At 73.9% G+C, this 17,133-nt stretch carries 16 protein-coding genes; 10 read left to right on the top strand and 6 right to left on the bottom strand.

Annotation, left to right across the window (positions count from 1 at the left end):
- The first annotated feature begins 441 nt into the window (after positions 1 to 441).
- From ACIRQF_RS01700 to ACIRQF_RS01655, 10 genes are all read left to right on the top strand, one after another.
- Positions 442 to 957, top strand: coding sequence for a hypothetical protein (locus ACIRQF_RS01700; RefSeq protein WP_404087951.1), 516 nt, complete (start codon positions 442 to 444; stop codon positions 955 to 957).
- Positions 954 to 2,627 (top strand): NADH-ubiquinone oxidoreductase-F iron-sulfur binding region domain-containing protein, encoded by a 1,674-nt coding sequence (locus tag ACIRQF_RS01695; RefSeq protein ID WP_404087949.1) that lies wholly within the window; start codon positions 954 to 956, stop codon positions 2,625 to 2,627. The genes ACIRQF_RS01700 and ACIRQF_RS01695 overlap by 4 nt, the downstream gene beginning before the upstream one ends.
- Positions 2,624 to 2,815, top strand: coding sequence for a ferredoxin (locus ACIRQF_RS01690; protein ID WP_404087947.1), 192 nt, complete (start codon positions 2,624 to 2,626; stop codon positions 2,813 to 2,815). Before ACIRQF_RS01695 ends, ACIRQF_RS01690 begins: the two co-directional genes overlap by 4 nt.
- A 1-nt stretch (position 2,816) precedes the next feature.
- The gene (locus ACIRQF_RS01685; protein WP_404087945.1) at positions 2,817 to 4,889 is read left to right on the top strand and encodes an acetate--CoA ligase family protein; all 2,073 of its coding nucleotides are present in this window, start codon (positions 2,817 to 2,819) and stop codon (positions 4,887 to 4,889) included.
- A 135-nt stretch (positions 4,890 to 5,024) separates the two neighbouring features.
- Positions 5,025 to 6,194, top strand: a complete 1,170-nt coding sequence (locus tag ACIRQF_RS01680) for an acyl-CoA dehydrogenase family protein (protein ID WP_382477881.1) — start codon at positions 5,025 to 5,027, stop codon at positions 6,192 to 6,194.
- A gap of 210 nt (positions 6,195 to 6,404) precedes the next feature.
- The gene (locus ACIRQF_RS01675) at positions 6,405 to 7,577 is read left to right on the top strand and encodes an acyl-CoA dehydrogenase family protein (protein ID WP_404087943.1); all 1,173 of its coding nucleotides are present in this window, start codon (positions 6,405 to 6,407) and stop codon (positions 7,575 to 7,577) included.
- Positions 7,578 to 7,886: 309 nt separating this feature from the next.
- Positions 7,887 to 8,498, top strand: coding sequence for a TetR/AcrR family transcriptional regulator (locus ACIRQF_RS01670; protein ID WP_404087941.1), 612 nt, complete (start codon positions 7,887 to 7,889; stop codon positions 8,496 to 8,498).
- Positions 8,499 to 8,628: 130 nt separating this feature from the next.
- Positions 8,629 to 9,474 (top strand): class I SAM-dependent methyltransferase, encoded by an 846-nt coding sequence (locus ACIRQF_RS01665; RefSeq protein WP_404087939.1) that lies wholly within the window; start codon positions 8,629 to 8,631, stop codon positions 9,472 to 9,474.
- A 493-nt stretch (positions 9,475 to 9,967) separates the two neighbouring features.
- Positions 9,968 to 10,804, top strand: coding sequence for an undecaprenyl-diphosphate phosphatase (locus ACIRQF_RS01660; RefSeq protein WP_404087937.1), 837 nt, complete (start codon positions 9,968 to 9,970; stop codon positions 10,802 to 10,804).
- 68 nt (positions 10,805 to 10,872) lie between these two features.
- Complete coding sequence (locus ACIRQF_RS01655) at positions 10,873 to 11,112, top strand: CsbD family protein (RefSeq protein WP_376627708.1); 240 nt, start codon at positions 10,873 to 10,875, stop codon at positions 11,110 to 11,112.
- Positions 11,113 to 11,217: 105 nt separating this feature from the next.
- Here ACIRQF_RS01655 and ACIRQF_RS01650 read toward each other — a convergent pair whose 3' ends face one another.
- The 6 genes from ACIRQF_RS01650 to ACIRQF_RS01625 form a co-directional block, all read right to left on the bottom strand.
- On the bottom strand, positions 11,218 to 12,273 hold the full coding sequence (locus ACIRQF_RS01650) for a pyridoxal-phosphate dependent enzyme (RefSeq protein ID WP_404087935.1): 1,056 nt from the start codon (positions 12,271 to 12,273) through the stop codon (positions 11,218 to 11,220).
- Positions 12,194 to 13,243, bottom strand: coding sequence for a GHMP kinase (locus ACIRQF_RS01645; protein ID WP_404087933.1), 1,050 nt, complete (start codon positions 13,241 to 13,243; stop codon positions 12,194 to 12,196). Before ACIRQF_RS01645 ends, ACIRQF_RS01650 begins: the two co-directional genes overlap by 80 nt.
- Positions 13,240 to 14,028, bottom strand: coding sequence for a Rossmann-like domain-containing protein (locus tag ACIRQF_RS01640; RefSeq protein ID WP_404089476.1), 789 nt, complete (start codon positions 14,026 to 14,028; stop codon positions 13,240 to 13,242). Before ACIRQF_RS01640 ends, ACIRQF_RS01645 begins: the two co-directional genes overlap by 4 nt.
- A 128-nt stretch (positions 14,029 to 14,156) precedes the next feature.
- Complete coding sequence (locus ACIRQF_RS01635; protein ID WP_382477895.1) at positions 14,157 to 14,936, bottom strand: ABC transporter ATP-binding protein; 780 nt, start codon at positions 14,934 to 14,936, stop codon at positions 14,157 to 14,159.
- Entirely contained in the window at positions 14,933 to 16,063 is a 1,131-nt protein-coding gene (locus tag ACIRQF_RS01630) for a FecCD family ABC transporter permease (protein WP_404087930.1), read from the bottom strand. Before ACIRQF_RS01630 ends, ACIRQF_RS01635 begins: the two co-directional genes overlap by 4 nt.
- Positions 16,053 to 17,072, bottom strand: a complete 1,020-nt coding sequence (locus ACIRQF_RS01625) for an ABC transporter substrate-binding protein (protein WP_404087928.1) — start codon at positions 17,070 to 17,072, stop codon at positions 16,053 to 16,055. The genes ACIRQF_RS01630 and ACIRQF_RS01625 overlap by 11 nt, the downstream gene beginning before the upstream one ends.
- Between the last annotated feature and the right edge of the window lie 61 nt (positions 17,073 to 17,133).

The following is a 17,133-nucleotide window of genomic DNA, read 5'->3' as shown; positions in this document are numbered from 1 at the left end:
CCGGGGCCAGGCTGACCGATTGGACAGTCAGCGTGGTGGCTGAATTCCGCTGGGTCAAGACTTGTACGCTGACCGATCGGTCAGCTAGCTTGGTTATTGCCTGACCGATCGGTCAGCAAACGCGTTCCTGTCGCTGTTCCGCCGCCACACCGTCTCTGACCTGCGCATCTGCTCGTCACCCCGGGGAGTGGCCCTGGCGCTGGGCTCTCAGCCTTCGCGCCGGAAGCAGCCCTGCGTGCCACGGCACCGACCCCGGCACGCATCTCCCTCGCCCTACCCCCTTCACCCCCTCCTCCGCCCTCCGCCGTCGATGTGAACGGGCCCCGGGCTCGTCGCGCCAGGCCGGCTCGGCAAAGCGCGGGCCGGGTCCGGATCCGGGTCCGGCAAGCGCACGAGCGGCCCTCCCGGTCCACGGCACCCCTCACCCTTCAGGAGGCACCCATGAGCGGTCGTCGACACCTGGACTGGCTCGGGCTCACCCCCGAACCGGAGCGGGAACTGCCCGCAGCCGTCGCCGAGTTGCGCGCCTCCCTCGACACCACCCGCCACCCGCCGACGAGCGCGGCCCGGCTGGCGGCCGGCGAGCGACGCCGGGTGGAACGTCTGGTCCTGCGGGGCAGCCGGCACAGCTGGCTGCGCTACCTCGCCGAGGCCACCGCCCTGGTCACCGCTGTGACGGCCCGGCTCGACGGGGCGAGGACCCAGGCGGACCCGGCCACTGCGGAGGCCAGTTCGGAGGGGGCCGCGGACCCGGCGGCCGGCGTCTCGACGGCCGCCGCGCTGCTCGCCGCCGAGGTGATCCTGGACCACCACCGCATGCTCATCGGCCTTCCCGGAGCAGGGTACGGCCGCACCGCCGGAGACCGCGCCGCGCTCGAGAGCGCGCTGCGGCTCCTGCGCACCAGGTCCCGTACCGCAGGATCCGCCCCCACCGCCCGTACAGGAGACGGCACATGACCACCGGCCGCCGCCGTACCGCCCACCGCCCTCCGGCTTCCGATCCCCCGTCGACCCCACGCCGCTCCTCGCCTTCCGGCAAGGAGTCGACCGTCGACGGCTCCCGGACTGCCGGTCTCGCCTCGCCCACCGACCTCGCCTCGCCCACCGACCTCGCCTCGCCCGCCGACGGCTCCTCGATCGTCGGCAGCTCCTCGGTCCTCGACGGCTACCCGCCCACCGGCAGCGCCTCGATCGCCGACCGCCGCCCGACCGCCGTCCTTCGCCCGACCGCCGTCCTTCACCCGGCCGCCCCGGTCCCGGGCTCGCTGCTGGGCGCGACGCCGTACGCGACGGAGAGCGCCGAGGCGTACGAGGCCACCGGCGGTTACACGGTCGCCGTCACGCCCGACGAACTCCTTCGCCACCTCGATGCCTGCGGCCTGCGCGGCCGCGGTGGCGCGGGCTTCCCGGCGGCCGTCAAATTCCGCACCGTACGGGAGCAGGGACGACAGGCCCGGCGGAGCGGGGCGCGCGGCGAACACCCCACGGCAGGGTTCGGCGCCCCGGTCGTGGTCGCCAACGGCGAGGAGGGCGAGCCCGGTTCGGTCAAGGACCGCTGGCTGCTGCGAGCCCGCCCGCACCTGGTCCTCGACGGCCTCGTCCACGCCGCCGCGATCACCGGCGCCGAGCGCGGCTACGTCTACCTCTCCGACCCGGTGGCGGCCGAGCGCGTCCGCAGGGCCCTCGCCGAACGCGAACCGCCGCTGCCCGTCGAGGTCGTGGAGACCGCCCCCGCCTACGTCGCCGGTGAGGAGACCGCGGTCGTCCGCCGCATCGACGGCGGGCCGGCCCTGCCGACCGCCAAGCCTCCCCGGCCCTTCGAGCGAGGAGTCGGCGGCCTGCCGACCCTGGTCGCCAACGTCGAGACACTCGCCCGGGTCGCGATCGTCGCCGCCCGTCCCGACCTGCGGGAAACGATCGCTCACACCACTCTCGTCACCCTGTCGGGCGGGACTGCCCCACCCGTGCTCACGGAGGTGCCGTACGGGGTCCCCCTGCGCACCCTCGCGGCCTCCCACGGCACCTGGGCCCCCGAGGGCGCGCTGATGGGCGGGCTGTTCGGCGGGCTCGTCGACGCCCGTGCGCTGGACCTCCCCCTCGAACCCGGCGCACTCGCCGCCGCGGGCACCGCGCTCGGCTGCGGAGCGATCCGCTTCCTCGCCCCCGGCACCTGCCCGGTGGGCGCCGTCGGTGACGCCGTGGGACACCTCGCGGCCGAGAGCGCACGGCAGTGCGGTGTGTGCGTGTCGGGGACGGCCGCGATCGACGACGCCCTCGCCCGCCTCGCCGCGGGGACGGCAGCCGCCGACACCGTGGAGCGGCTGCACCGCTGGGCACGGGGGCTGCCCGGGCGGGGCGCCTGCGGACTGCTCGACGCCGCCGCGGGCCTCGCCGGAAGCCTGCTGCGCGCCTTCCCCGGCCAGGTCCGCGCCCACCTCGACGCGCCCTGCCCGCTCTGCCGGGACACCGCCGACGTAAGAGAACCGCACCGCCCGAACCGGTCCCCCCGCCTGACCGTCCCGGTTCCCGCCGTGACCGCACCCGCGCCGACCGCACCCACGCCGACTCCACCCACCCCGACCGCGCCCGCCGATCCCACGGCCGCCGTACCGGAAGGAACGTCATGAAACTGCTGCTGGACGCCACACTGTGCAACGGCTACGGCCTCTGCCACGAGAACACCCCCGAACTCGTCGAGCTCGACGAGTGGGGCTACGCGCAGGTCGTCGTGGCCGACGTGCCGCCCGGCGCCGAGGACCGGGCCCGCGCCTGCGCGGACAGCTGCCCCAACTCCGCCCTCCGCGTGGAGGGATGAGGTGGCCCGAGACCTGACCGCGCTCTTCGACCCCGGCTCCGTCGCCGTGGTCGGCGCCAGCGACGACCCGGCGAAGTACGGCCATGCGGTGGCCGCCCAGGCCCTGCGCGCCCCTGACCGGCGACCGGTGCACCTGGTGAACCGGCGCGGGGGCACCGTCCTGGGCCGGGCTGCGGCCACCTCCCTCGGCGAGATCGGCGAACCGGTCGAACTGGTGGTGATCTCCGTGCCGGGCGCCGGCTTCGAGGAGGCCGTCGACGACGCCCTCGCCTGCGGGGCGAAGGCGATCGTCGCCATCACCGCCGGCTTCGCCGAGGCCGGGCCCGCCGGTCTGGCGCGCCAGCGAGCCGTCGCCGAGCGGGTCCGGGCCGCCGGAGCCGTGCTCGTCGGCCCCAACTGCCTGGGCATCGCCGACAACAGCACCGAGCTGTACCTGGCCTCGGACCGGTTCGCGCCCGGCCGGGTCGCCCTGCTCAGCCAGAGCGGCAACCTGGCCCTCGAACTCCAGCTGCGCGGTGCCGCGCACGACCTCGGCTTCTCCCGCTTCGTCTCCCTCGGCAACCAGGCCGACGTCACCCTCGTCGACCTCGTCCAGGACTGCGCCCGCCACGCCTCGACCTCCGTCATCGCCGTGTACGCCGAGGACTTCGGCGACGGCCGGGCCTTCGCCCGCGCAGCCGCCGCGGCCGGCAAGCCCGTGGTCCTCCTCACCGCCGGCCGCGGCAGCGCATCGGCCCGGAGCGCCCGGTCGCACACGGGAGCACTGACCACCTCGGCCGACGTGGTGGCCGCGGCCTGCCGCGACGCCGGTGTCGAACTCGTGCGCACGCCCAGGGAGATGACCGTGGTGCTCGCGGCCCTGGCCGGCGGGCGTCGCACGGCCGGCCGACGGGCCGCGGTCCTGACGGACGGCGGCGGCCACGGTGCCGTCGCCGCCGACGCCGCAGAGGACGCCGGACTGGACGTCCCGGAACTCGGCGTCCCCGCCCAGGACCGGCTGCGGAGCGTGCTGTGGGAGCAGTCCGCCCTCGGCAACCCCGTCGACCTCGCGGGAATGGGAGAACAGCGCCCCCTCTCGTACGCCGACGCCGTCCGCGAACTGATGGCCGCCGACGAGGTGGACGCCGTTCTGATGACGGGCTACTTCGGCGGCTACGCCGCCTCCGAGGGCGGTCTGGGCGGCGGACCGGCCGGCGGATCCGTCCTCGCCGAGGGCGAGCGACGGGCCGCGAAGGAGATCGCCGGACACCTCGCCGCCGCCTCGAAACCGCTGGTCGTGCAGTCCATGTACCCGAAGTCGCCCAGCTGCCGGGTGCTCGCGGAGGCCGGGGTCCCGGTGTTCGCCGCCACCGAGGACGCGGCCCGCGCGCTCGCCGCGCTCACCGGCAGGAGGGCCGGCTCCTCCGCCCCGGTGGTGGCACCGGAGCCGCCGCCCGCGGCACCGCTGGAGGATCCCTCGTACCACGGCGTGCGGGCCTTGCTGGCCGCGGCAGGGGTGCCGTTCCCGCCGGCCCGCGAGATCACCGACGAGTCCGGACTGCTCGCCGCCGCAGCCGCGTTCGACGGCCCGTACGTCCTGAAGGCCCTGCACGTCCTGCACAAGTCCGACGCGGGCGGGGTGGCGCTGCGGCTCGCCGACCGGGACGCCCTGCTGGCCACGTACCGGGACATGCACGCCCGGCTCGGCGCCCCCGCGTACTCCGTCGAGGCCATGGCCGACCTCTCGGACGGCGTCGAACTGATCGTCGGGGTCCAGCGCGACCCCCGGTTCGGCCCGGTGGCGATGGTCGGCCTCGGCGGGGTGCTCACCGAGACCCTGCGCGACGTGGCCTTCGCCCTCGCCCCCGTGGCCGCCGGTACCGCCGGGGAACTGCTGCGGGGGCTGCGCACCGCCGCCCTGCTGGACGGCGTGCGCGGGCGGCCCCCGGTGGACGTGACCGCGGCGGCCGCCGTGATCGCCCGCATCACCGAGGTCGCCGCGGCCCATCCGGAGATCGCCGAACTGGAGGTCAACCCGCTGCTCGTCCGCCCGGACGGCGCCCTCGCGCTGGACGCGCGCGCCGTCCTCGGCTGAGCCCCGACCGCTGACCAGGCGGACCACGCCCTCGTCCATCCGGGCGCGGAACTCGCCCAGCCGCCCGGTCAGGGCGCCCCGACCCCGGCGCCCCTTCCCGTACATGCGTTCCCGCTCCCCGAGGAGACACGCTCCATGGACTTCCGCTACACCCCCGAGCAGACCGAACTCAAGGCGCGCGCCGCGGCCTACACCCGGCTCCTGATGAGGTACGAGGAGCAGTCCGAGGAAGCGGGCGGCCCGCTGCCGGCCGACACGGTGCGGGAACTCACCCGGGCCGCGATCGACGCCGGCGTCTACGCCATCAACATGCCGGCCGCATGGGGCGGCGCCGGGCTCCCCCTGCTGGACCAGGTGATCGTCGAGGAGGAGTTCGGCAAGGTCACCAACTGCCTCTGGGACATTCCCTGGCGGCCCGCCAACGTCCTCGCGTACGGCAACGACGCCCAGCGTGAGAAGTACCTGCTGCCGGTGATCCGCGGCGAGCGCTTCGACGCCTTCGCCGTCACGGAGCCCGGGGCGGGTTCCGATCCCGGCTCGGGCACGAGCACGGCGACGCGCACGGCGGGCGGCTGGCTCCTGAACGGCGAGAAGTGGTTCGTCACGTGCGGCGACATCGCGGACTTCCTGCTGGTGCAGGCCGATGCCGGGCCGGAGCGCGCCGCGACCCTGTTCTTCGTGGACAAGCAGGCCCCCGGCGTCGAGATGACCCGGGTTCCCCGCTTCATGCACTCCGCGGTGAACGGGCACCCCGAGTTCCGGTTCACCGACGTCTTCGTGCCCGACGAGGACGTGCTCGGCGGCGTCGGCAACGGCTACGAGCTGACGAAGGAGTGGTTCACCGACGAGCGTCTGATGATCGCCGCCCGGACCGTCGGCGCCGCCGAGAGGGCGTTGGAACTGGCCCGTGACTGGGCCGTCGGACGGCGCCAGTTCGGTTCCCGCATCGCCGACTTCCAGCTGATCCAGGGCATGCTCGCCGACTGCGCCGTCGACATCGCGGTCAACCGGGCGTACACCCATCAGGTCGCCTGGGAGGCCGACCAGCCGCACACCGACCGCAAGACCCTGCACGCAAAGGCCTCCACGGCGAAGCTCGCGGCGAGCGAGGCCGCCGGGCGGGTGGTCGACCGGTGCCTGCAGATCTTCGGCGGCCGCGGCTACGACCGCTCCTACCCCGTCGAGCGCATGTACCGGGAACTGCGCGTCGACCGCATCTGGGAGGGCACCTCGGAGATCCAGCGGCTGATCATCGCCAACGAGCTGATCAAGCGCGGCACCGGGGCGCTGGCGCTGCCGCGCTGAGACGGCTGCCGCGGGCCCCCAGGCCCTGCCGGGCCCTGCACGACCCGCAAACGATCCGCCCGTTCCCGACCCGATCCGCCCGTTCCCGACCCGACCCGATCCGCCCCTTCCCGACCCGACCCGACCCGACGCGTCCGTCCCGACCGACCGCCCCGGGTCCCGTCCGTCACCGACATCCGACATGCGACATCCGAGAGGACCAGGACTCCCATGGACTTCCGCCTGACCGCACGCCAGCAGGAGCTCAAGGCATCGGCGCGCGACCTCACCGAGTTCATCATGAAGTTCGAGCTCGACTGCGAGGAGAACAACGGACTGCCGCCGCGGGCCCACACCGCGATCCGGGACGCCGTCCTCGACAGCGGTCTCCAGGCCGTCAACATGCCGGCCGAGTGGGGCGGTGCCGGACTCACCGTCCCCGAGCAGGTCGTCGTCCAGGAGGAGCTGGGCCGGTTGACCGGCGCCCTGTGGGACATGGTGTGGCGGCCGGCCAACGCCCTGTCGCACTGCACACCCGAGCAGCGCGAGCGCTACCTCGTGCCCGTGATCCTCGGGCGCCGGCGCGACTGCTACGCGGTGAGCGAGCCCGAGGCCGGTTCCGACCCGCAGAACCTGCGCACCACCGCGACGCCGACCTCCGACGGGTGGGTGCTGAACGGCGAGAAGTGGTTCGTCACCGTCGGCGACCACGCCGATTTCATGATCGTGCTCGCCGCAGCGGGGGAGGAGGGGGCGCCCACACTGTTCCTCGTGGACAAGGACACCCCGGGAATCGAGATGACGCGGGTGCCCCGCTGGATGCACACCTTCGTCTACGAACACCCCGAGTTCACGTTCACCGACGTACGCCTCCCCGCGGACGCGGTGCTCGGCGGGGTCGGCAACGGTTACGACCTCACCCGCTCCTGGTTCTCCGAGGAGCGTCTGATGATCGCCGCCCGCACGATCGGAGCGGCCGAACGCGCTCTTGGGCTCGCCCGTGACTGGGCCGTCGGACGGCGCCAGTTCGGTTCGCGCATCGCCGACTTCCAGCTGATCCAGGGCATGCTCGCCGACTGCGCCGTCGACATCGCGGTCAACCGGGCGTACACCCACCAGGTCGCCTGGGAGGTCGGCGAGGGGCGCACCGACCGCAAGACCCTGCACGCCAAGGCGGCGATCGCCAAGCTGGCGGCGAGCGAGGCGTCCGGCCGGGTGGTCGACCGGTGCCTGCAGATCTTCGGCGGCCGCGGCTACGACCGCTCCTACCCCGTCGAGCGCCTCTACCGCGAACTGCGGGTCGACCGCATCTGGGAGGGCACCTCCGAGATCCAGCGGCTCATCGTCGCTGGCGAACTCGTCAAGCGCGGCACGGGTGTCCTCCAACTGCCGGTGACCTGGTGAGCGGTCTCGCCCCGGTGGTGGACGCGGGACGCCTCGGCCACAAGAGGGGCCGGGGCGTCCACCCGTACCGGCGCGTCCGGGGAGGGAGGATGGGCAGGGGATGATGGCACGACACCGGTGCACGGAGCCGGATCATGACCCGGCTCCTGGCCCGGCCCCGGCCCGCCGGCAGCCACCGGGGCCGGCCGTCGAGCCGGACCGGGACCGAGACCGAGACCGAGACCGAGACCGAGACCGAGAACGGAACCGGGACCGAGACCGGGACGGGGCCCGCGACCGGGACCGAGACCGAAAGGGGGAGTTGACGACGTGACCAAGGCCGAGCGCGCACTCGAGACACGGGAGCGGATCCTCAAGGCCGCGTGCGAGGTGATCGCCGACATCGGCTTCGAGAACGTGAGCATGCGCAAGGTCGCCGAGCACGCGGGGGTGTCGAAGGCCCTGCTGCACTATCACTTCGACACCCGCGAGAAGCTCTTCGCCGAGGCGATGACGCACTCCTTCGCGCAGACCGGAACGGATCTGGACGGCGGCGACGCCGACCTGCCGGCCGCCGTCCTCCTCGCCCGGATCGTGCGCACGATGCTGCCCACGGACCAGGAACTGCGCCAGGACTGGAAGCTGTGGCAGGAGCTGTGGGTACGCGCCCAGCGCGACGAGGCGGCCCGGCACCTGGCCGTCGACCTGTACGACCAGCTCCACGCCTGGGTCGGTGGCGCGGTGGAACGGGGCGTCGCGTCGGGGGAGTTCACCCCATGTGATGTCGCCGCCGTCAGCACCCTGGTCCTCGCCCTCTGCGACGGTCTCGGCATCCGGGTCATGCTCGCCGATCCGCGGGTCGGGCTGCCCGCGGCGCAGGCCACGATCTGGGCGGCCATCGCCCCGGCCCTGGGCATTGCTCCGGCCTTCCCCGAGGTCTGACGCGGCGGAGGATCCGCCCGCCGGACACCCTCCGGGAGAGGAAACCCCGCGCCCACCCCCGCTCGGGTCCGCCGCGGGGCGCGAACCCGGTACGGCGGGCCCGCGCGCCTGCACCGCCCAGGGGTGGCCGGTGGGAGATCGTGAAGGGGTGGAAGAACAGCGGGTCGGCATGTGGGCCGCCGGTGATGCCTACGACCGGTACATGGGCCGGTGGAGCCGTCCGGTCGCGGGCGGTTTCGTGACATGGCTCGACGCCGGGGCCGGTCTGCGGTGGCTGGACGTGGGGTGCGGCACGGGCGCCCTGGCGGCGACGGTGGCTGCCCGGTGCCGACCCCGGGCCGTCGTGGGGGTGGACCGGTCCGTCGGGTTCGTGGCCTCGGCCGGTGCCGCCGCCCCGGAACCGGCCCGCTTCGTGGTCGCCGACGCGCTGGCGCTGCCCGTACACGACCAGGCGTACGACCTGGCCGTGAGCGGACTCGCGCTCAACTTCCTTCCCGACCCGGCCGCGGCGGTGGTCGAAGCGGCACGGGCGGTGCGGTGTGGCGGCACCGTCGCCGCGTACGTGTGGGACTACGCCGGGGGCATGGGGTTCCTGCGCGCGTTCTGGGAAGCCGCGGTCCAGGTCGATCCGTCGGCTGCCGTACAGGACGAGAGCCGCCGCTTCCGCCTGTGCCGTCCGGATCCGTTGCGTGCCCTGTGGGTACGGGCGGGCCTGGAGGACGTGGCTGTCGCGCCGATCGACGTGGACACCGTCTTCGCCGGTTTTCCGGACCTGTGGGAGCCGTTCCTGGCCGGTCAGGGCCCCGCTCCCGCGTATGTCGCCTCCCTGGCTCCCGGTCTGCGGGACCGCCTGCGGGACACCCTCGGCCGGGCGGTCCCCACGCGGCCGGACGGGTCGATCGCCCTGACCGCCCGCGCCTGGGCGGTCCGCGGGAGACGACCGGGCGGTACCGCCTCGGGCCGCGCGCCGGGGTGACCCGGACACGCGCCGGCGCTACCGGGGCGCGGGTTGCGCTCCGCCCCTGCGGGGGCCCGTGACGCGCAGCAGCGCATGCGGATGGTGCGCGGCAGCTGGACGGCGAGGCGCATGGCCGCGCGCCCTTCTACCCGCGTCAGGGTCGTGACCACGGTGCTGTACGTCAGCTCGCCGTCGAGCCGCTCTGCCACCTCGCCCGGTTCAGCGCGGTGTCGGCCTGCTGGAGCAGCGCGAGGATCTCGGTCTCCCGGCCGCCGTTGGGCCGTCTGGATGTCCGGTCGCGCGTGTTGCCGTCCAGGGGGTGGGCCGTTCTCCCGACCGTCTTCTACAGTCGCGCAGAAGTTCTGCGCCCGCGTCAATGCTGTTCCCGAGTGTGCCACGCGCCCCTGCCCAGGGGCGGCCGCCACCCCCGGCCGGGCGCCCGGCGGAGAGGACTCCGGGGCCGCGTTCTCCACCGCTCCTGCCCCTCTCCCCTCCCGCAGACAGGACCCCGATGAGTGCCATCAGTCTCGGTCAGGCCACCATCCTCGGCATCGTCGAGGGCATCACCGAATTCCTGCCCATCTCCTCCACCGGGCACCTCAAGATCGCCGAAGGGCTGATGGGCATCCCCGTCGACGATCCATCCGTGGTCGGCTTCTCCGCCGTCATCCAGGTCGGCGCCATCGCCGCGGTCCTCGTCTACTTCTCCAAGGACATCGCGCGCATCGTCACCGCCTGGGTCCGCGGCCTGGCCGACAAGGAGCAGCGCTACCACCACGACTACAAGTTCGCCTGGTGGATCATCTTCGCGACCGCCCCGATCGTGGTCGTCGGCCTCGCCGCCAAGCCCCTCATCGACGGCCCGCTCGCCTCCCTATGGGTGGTGGCCGTCTCGCTCCTCGTCGGCAGCGGCGTGATGTGGGCCGCCGACCGGATGGGCCGCCACAAGCGCGGCGAGGACGACACCGACCTCAGGGACACGATGCTGGTCGGCAGCGCGCAGATCCTCGCCCTGCTCTTCCCCGGCTTCTCCCGCTCCGGCGCCACCATGTCCACCGCCCTGATGCTCGACCTGGACCGGGTCGCCGCCACCCGGCTCTCCTTCTACCTCGGCATCCCCGCCCTCACCGGCGCCGGCCTCTACGAGCTCAAGGACGCCGTCGGCACCGGTGCGGGCGCCGCCCCTCTCGTCGTCGGCACGGCCGTCTCGTTCGGCGTCGCCTACGCGTCGATCGCCTGGCTGCTCAAGTACGTGGCGCGCCACTCCTTCAACGCCTTCGTGGTCTACCGCGTGGTCGTCGGCGTCCTCCTGCTCGGCCTCCTCGCCACGGGCGTCCTCTCGGCCTGACCGACACGGACCCGCGCGCGGGCATGCTCGCGCACGCCGACAGGCGCAAAGCGCCGCGTCCTCCTACCGTGGACGCCGTACCCGATCCAGCGACGAAGGGGATCGACGCCATGGGCCGCAACGCCGCCATGGGCAAGGTCACAGGGAAGATCAAGGAATCGGTCGGCAAGCTCACCAGCAACGAGCGACTGCAGGCCGAAGGCAGAGCCGACCAGGCGAAGGCCAAGGTGCGCGAGGCCGCCGAACACGTCCGCGAACGCGCAGCGGGCGTCATGGACTCCCTCAAGCGCCACGACCACCGCCGGTAGGCCTCGGGCGCTCCGTCCGGCAGGAACGCCGGACGGAGCGCACGGCCGGGCCCGTACGCGGCGGGCCGAGGTACGCGTGACGCCGACGCCGACGCCGACGCCGGCTCACGGCACCGCCACGCCCGCACCGCTGCCCGGCGCACGGTTCCACCGCATGCGGCACCACGGCAGCGTCAGCTCGCTTCGGTCCCGGACGTCGCGCGGCACCAGGCTCGTGACCGGTGCGGCCTCGCGATGCCGGGCGAACACGGTGTCGACGTAGCGGTGCCCCGTGTCGGCCGCGATGAAGAGGACCGTCCGCTCGGGTGCGCGGTCGCGCTCGTGGCGGGCGGCGAGGTAGGCGGCGCCGGTCGAGAGGCCCGCGAAGACGGCGTGCCTCCGCAACAGGTCGACGCTGCCGGACAGGGCCGCGTCGAACGCGACCCAGTGGAGGGTGTCGTACAGCTCGTGCACGACGTTCCCGAAGGGGATGGAGCTGCCGATGCCGGCGATGATGATCTCTGGGTCGGAGATGTGCTCGGCACCGAAGGTGACGCTTCCGTAGGGCTGGACACCCACGAGTCGGACATCACCACCCCCACGGTCGGCGCCGTCGGCACCGAGGCCGTCCCCGCCCGCGCGCAGGTACCGGGCGAGGGCGCCGGTCGAGGCTCCGGAGCCGACTCCGCCGACGACGGTGAGGCGGCCGGCGCCCGCGGTCGCCGTGCGGATGTGGTCCGCGACCGCCTGGTAGCCCAGGTAGTGGATGTCGTCGTGGTACTGCCGCATCCAGTGGTACTCGGGGTGCGCGGCGAGGATCTCGTGGATCCGCTCGACCCGCCGCTTCTGGTCGAGCTTGAGATCCGCGCACGGCTCCATCTGTTCCAATGTCGCCCCGAGCACGCCCAGTTGGGTGCGCAAGGTGTGGTCGACCGTGGTCGAGCCGACGATGTGACAGCGCATGCCGTGCCGGTGGCAGGCCAGGGCGAGGGCGTAGGCATAGATGCCGCTGGAGCTGTCCAGGAGGGTGTCTCCCCGGCGCACCGCACCGGTGTCGAGCAGGTGACGCACCGCGGCGAGCGCGGAGACCACCTTCATCGTTTCAAAGCGCAGGCACACGAGCCGGTCGTCGAGCCGGATCAGGTCCGGCCGGCCGATCGCCTCGGCGATGTGCTGGTCCATCGAGGAGCTCCTTGACGGTGACGGCGGGGGTGGTCGTGAAGGTGCGGGTGGTGGGGATGCCGTCGGCCTGCAGGTCGTGCACGCAGCGGCGGACGCGAGTGCGCAGATCGGGCACCCAAGGGTCGAAGAGGACACCGGCGACCGCGCCGCTGTGCGCGATCTGGACCCCGACGGCCCCGGCCCGCCGGGCGATGGCGCACAGATCGTCGAACTCGGGATGGCCGAGGACGAGTTGACCTCGCCGCGCGCTGGCCGTGGCGACCTCGCCGACCAAGGCCGCGTCCCCGGTGGCGACGGCGCGGCGCAGCAGGCCGCGCAGCTGCTCCCACGCGCGGACCTCGCTGTCCCCGACGTCTGCGGCGGGCAGGGAAAGGGTGTCGACCGGTCTGCCTCCCCCGAGCGTGCAGCCGACCACCAGCAGCGGCGGCAGGGCGGGGCCCAGGACCTCCAGGACGCGGCCTTCCCGCTGGGCGAACAGGACCGGGCGGGCGTCGTCCAGCATCAGGGGATCGCTGGCCGTCTCCGCCAGGACGGCCAGCCGGGCGGCCGTGCCCGGTGTCATCCGTACCGCGTACGCGTCGGCCACCGCGCGCAGGGCGGCGAGGACGTCGCTGGTGGAACTGCCCATGCCCAGGCCCACCGGTACGTCGCCGGTGAGCCGCAGTTCCCCGCCGCACGGCGGAAGACCCGCCGTGCGCGCGCACTCCCTGACGGCGAGCACCGCCGCCCGCGTGGCCTTGGACCGGCCGGCGGGAGAGACGGTGACGGCATCCGGGGCCGTACCTGGCCGCGGGACGAATGCGGCGCGGCTGCCGGGACCGGCCATCGGGAGGGTCACGAGACCGGGCCGCGGGACGCCGCCGTCGAGGAAGACGCCCTGCAGGACCTCGCCGTGGTGACAAGGAGCGAACCCGGTGCCGGCACGGAGGGCGCCGGCACCGGGCGCGGCGCGGCGGAAGGCGGAGATCACGCGCCGCCCACCCCTCGGTAGCGGTACAGAACCGTCTCCTCGGCGCTGAACTGGGAGAAGGGGAAGGGTTCCGCGGACAGGGCGGCCACGCCCGAGCCGAGGAACGCCCGGGCGACGGCGCTGCCGGACTGGGCGTAGACGATCAGGGGGATGTCCCGGGCCCGGCAGCGCTCCAGGATGGTGTCGAACGACCCGTTGCCCAGGGTCATTCCGGTGGCCACGACGGCCTGCGCCCGGGAGAGCACCTCGTGCATGTCGTCGGTGACGGGATCGCCCCACTGGGTGGACCTGAGGTTGAGGTCACAGGGGAGGGGTTCGCCCCCGCGGTCGCGTATCGCCGCCACCAGCGGGTTGACGACGCCGATGAGCGCGACCTTCGCGCCCTGCTCGATGTCCAGGAGACCGGCGATGGCCGCGTCGCGTGCAGCGGCCCGCAGTTCGGGTGTGCCGCTCGGGAGGACGACCGGCTCGGCCTCCCCCTCGCGGGCGGCGAGCCGGTGCGGGCGGAGCCGGGAGAGATAGGCGTCGAGCGCGGCCATGCGCAGCGGGCGGGGTGCCTCGCGCAGCAGGACGTCGAGCGGGCTGCCGGAGGCGTCGCGGCAGATCGCGGGGTCGACCTCGCCGGCCTCGAAGGCGCAGCCGCCGAAGGAGTCGCCGAGGCGGACCAGGACGTACTGGTTGAGGTACGTGGTGTCGCCGCCGGCCAGACGGGTGCCGTGGTGCATCCAGAAGACGCTGGTCGCGACCAGTTCGTGGGGTGCCGGGCCGCCGAGCTCGCCGGCCAGGGCGGCGGTGACGAGTCCGTCGACGGAGGTGAGGACGGGAGCGGCGGGCCAGGAGGGCAGGGGAGGGATGGGGGAGTCGGGATGCTGGGGGTGCACGTGATGGTCCTTTCAGTGGGTGGGTGGCCGGGTTACGGCGCGGGCGCGCCGAGGGGGCCGCGGTAGGCGATCTGGGCGTGGCCCAGGGAGTCGGTGGACAGTTCCGCGTCGACGCCGAAGACCGCGGCGAGCCGCCCGGCGGTCAGGACGGCGGCCGGCGGGCCGGCGGCGACGAGCCGGCCGTGGTGGAGCAACAGCAGCCGGTCGCAGTAGCGGGCGGCGAGCGACAGGTCGTGCAGCGCGACGAGCACCGTCTGTCCGGTGCCTGACAGCAGTTCCATGAGCTCCAGTTGGTGCTTGACGTCCAGGTGGTTGCAGGGCTCGTCGAGCAGGAGCCCGTACGCCTGTTGAGCGAGCGCCCGGGCGATGTGGACGCGCTGGCGCTCGCCGCCCGAGAGCGTCTTCCACGGGCGGCCGGCGAGCGCCGTGAGCCCGACGCGTTCCAGGGCGGCGGCCACGACCGCCCGGTCCGTGGAGCCGGGCCCCCGCCAGCGGTCCCGGAACGCGGTGCGCCCGAGCCCCACGACATCGGCGACCCGCAGGTCGCTGTCGGCGCCCGAGTGCTGCTCGACGAAGGCGAGGCGGCGGGCGATCCGGCGCGGACTCCAGCCGGCGACGGGCACGCCGTCAAAGCGGACCGTGCCCGCGTCGGGGACCCGCAGCCCGGCCAGACAGCGCAGCAGCGAGGACTTGCCCGAGCCGTTCGGCCCGATGAGCCCGACCGTCTCGCCGGGAGCGACGTCCACGCTCACCCCGCGGACGACCGGTACCCCCGCCACCGACCAGCTCAGCGACTCGGCGGTGATCCTCACAGCTCACCCCTCCGGTGCAGGACCAGGAGGAACAGCGGCACGCCGAGCAGGGCGGTGATCACACCCACCGGTACCTCGCGGGGAGCGAAGGCGATCCGCGCCAGCGCGTCGGTCCACACCAGGAACACCGCTCCCGCGAGCGCCGCGTGGGGGAGCAGTACCCGGTGCAGCGGGCCGACGACGAACCGCACCCCGTGCGGGACGATCAGCCCGACGAAGCCGATGGCCCCGACCGTGGCGACCGCCACCGCCGTCAGCGCCGCCGTGACCACCAGGGCGAGGGTCCGCGCCTGCCGGACGCCGATGCCGAGCGAGGCGGCCGTGTCCGTACCGAAGGCGAGCCCGTCGAGGGCGTTGGCGTACGTCCAGGCGAGGACCAGGCCCACCGGGGTGACGAGGGCGCACACCGCGACGCTGCCCCAGCGGGCCGGTGCCATCGAGCCGAGGAGCCAGTGCGTGACGGCCCGTGTGGTGTCCGCGTCCGCCGACGCCATCAGGACGAGGGAGGTCAGTGCGGTGAACAGCTGGCCGACGATCACACCGGTCAGGACGATGCGTGTCGAGTCGAGGCCGCCGCGCCGCAGGAGCAGCATCAGCAGCCCGAAGGAGATCAGGGCACCCGCGAGCGCTCCGCCGGTGACCCCGAGGGAGTTCGCCCCCACGCCCAGGACCACGACGAGGACGGCCCCGGCCGACGCCCCCGAGGACACGCCGAGCAGGTACGGGTCGGCCAGCGCGTTGCGGGTGACCGCCTGGAGCACCGTGCCGCACACGGCCAGCGCGGCACCGACGAGGGCGGCCATCAGCACGCGGGGCAGCCGCAGGTCCCAGACCAGGGAGTCGATCAGCGGGGGCAGCGGCTCGACGGGGAGGCCGAGCCGGGAGCCCAGTACCCGGGCGAGTTCACTCCAGCTCACGTCGGCGGTGCCGACGCCTACGGCCGCCGCCACGGAGACCGCGAGCACGACGGCACCGAGCACGGAGCCGACCGCCCGGACGGATGCGCCGGTGCGGAGCGGGCCCGGTCCGGTGGACGGCACACCGGTGGCGCCGGCCCTCGGCTCCCGGCCGCGAGCAGCGGGCAGCAGGAGGTCGGGGCCTTCGAGGACGGCCGGTTCAGCGGGCATGGCCGAGGCCCTTCATGCCCTCGGAGAGCAGCCCGAGAGCGTGAACCGAGCGCACCGAGGGGTCCAGTTCGATGCCGGGCACTTCGAGGATCCTGTCGCCCGCGACGGCGGCCAGCCGGGAGATCACGGGATGCCGGGTCATGGCGGCGCGCTTCTCCGCGGCGCTGTCGCCGGGGCGGCCGCGTTCGGAGAGGTCGCCGACGACGATGAAGTCCGGGTCGCGCCGGGCGACTTCCTCCCAGCTCACCTCGGGCCAGTCCTCGTCGATGTCGTCGAAGGCGTTCCGCGCGCCGACGATCCGGCTCATCTCGCTGGGCAGGCCCGTGCCGCCCGCCACGTACGGCATGCCGTTGAACACGGAGTAGAGGTAGACGACGGTCGGCTGCCTGGCACCTCGGGGGACCTTCGCGGCATCCGCCCCTGCCTTGGCGACGGCGGACCGCTGGCGGGTGGCGAGGGCGTGGGCCCGCTCCTCGACGCCGAAGATCCTGCCGAGGTTCTCGTAGTCGGAGAAGAGCAGTTCGAACGGTGTGGTGCCCGCCGGGTTCTCCCGCGGGCAGTCCACCGCGCTCACGAAGGTGGGGACCTTGAGCGCGGCGAGTTCTCCGCGGGTTCCGGCCCGGTCCGCGGTGAACAGGTCGGCGGACGCGGCGACGACGAAGTCCGGCGCGGCAGCACGCAGTTGCTCGCCAGTGGCGATCTTCGGCGCGATGACCGGGACCTCGGCGTACGCGGCGGCGTAGGCGGCGGGGATCTTCGTCTTGAGGTTGGCGGTACCCGCCATCCGCCCGTGCAGCCCGAGTTCGAGCAGCGTCTCGGTCGAGGTCTGGTCCAGGGCGACGGCCCGCTCCGGGGGACGGGTGAACACGGTGGGGCGGCCGCAGTTGGTGACCGAGACGGGCGTGCCGGACGTGGTGTGCGCCTGGTTGCGGTGGTCGGCCGCCGCGGAGCAGCCGGCGGTGGCGAGGGCGAGGGTCAGAGCGATGCCGAGGCGGGCGGGACGGCGCATGGGTCCTCCGGTCGGGAAGAGGGCGTGGGCAGGGATGTGCACATGGCGGGAGTGCCGCGTT

The sequence above is a fragment of the Streptomyces sp. NPDC101191 genome (genome assembly GCF_044767915.1).
Lineage (GTDB): Bacteria > Actinomycetota > Actinomycetes > Streptomycetales > Streptomycetaceae > Streptomyces.
This window is presented reverse-complemented; position numbering and strand designations above follow the sequence as displayed.

Excerpts from the sequence above, each read along its gene's own strand:
- ACIRQF_RS01700 (WP_404087951.1), top strand. The coding sequence starts at position 442 with ATGAGCGGTCGTCGACACCTGGACTGGCTCGGGCTCACCCCCGAACCG.
- ACIRQF_RS01695 (WP_404087949.1), top strand. The coding sequence starts at position 954 with ATGACCACCGGCCGCCGCCGTACCGCCCACCGCCCTCCGGCTTCCGAT.
- ACIRQF_RS01690 (WP_404087947.1), top strand. The coding sequence starts at position 2,624 with ATGAAACTGCTGCTGGACGCCACACTGTGCAACGGCTACGGCCTCTGC.
- ACIRQF_RS01680 (WP_382477881.1), top strand. The coding sequence starts at position 5,025 with ATGGACTTCCGCTACACCCCCGAGCAGACCGAACTCAAGGCGCGCGCC.
- ACIRQF_RS01675 (WP_404087943.1), top strand. The coding sequence starts at position 6,405 with ATGGACTTCCGCCTGACCGCACGCCAGCAGGAGCTCAAGGCATCGGCG.
- ACIRQF_RS01660 (WP_404087937.1), top strand. The coding sequence starts at position 9,968 with ATGAGTGCCATCAGTCTCGGTCAGGCCACCATCCTCGGCATCGTCGAG.
- ACIRQF_RS01650 (WP_404087935.1), bottom strand. The coding sequence starts at position 12,273 with ATGGACCAGCACATCGCCGAGGCGATCGGCCGGCCGGACCTGATCCGG.
- ACIRQF_RS01630 (WP_404087930.1), bottom strand. The coding sequence starts at position 16,063 with ATGCCCGCTGAACCGGCCGTCCTCGAAGGCCCCGACCTCCTGCTGCCC.
- ACIRQF_RS01625 (WP_404087928.1), bottom strand. The coding sequence starts at position 17,072 with ATGCGCCGTCCCGCCCGCCTCGGCATCGCTCTGACCCTCGCCCTCGCC.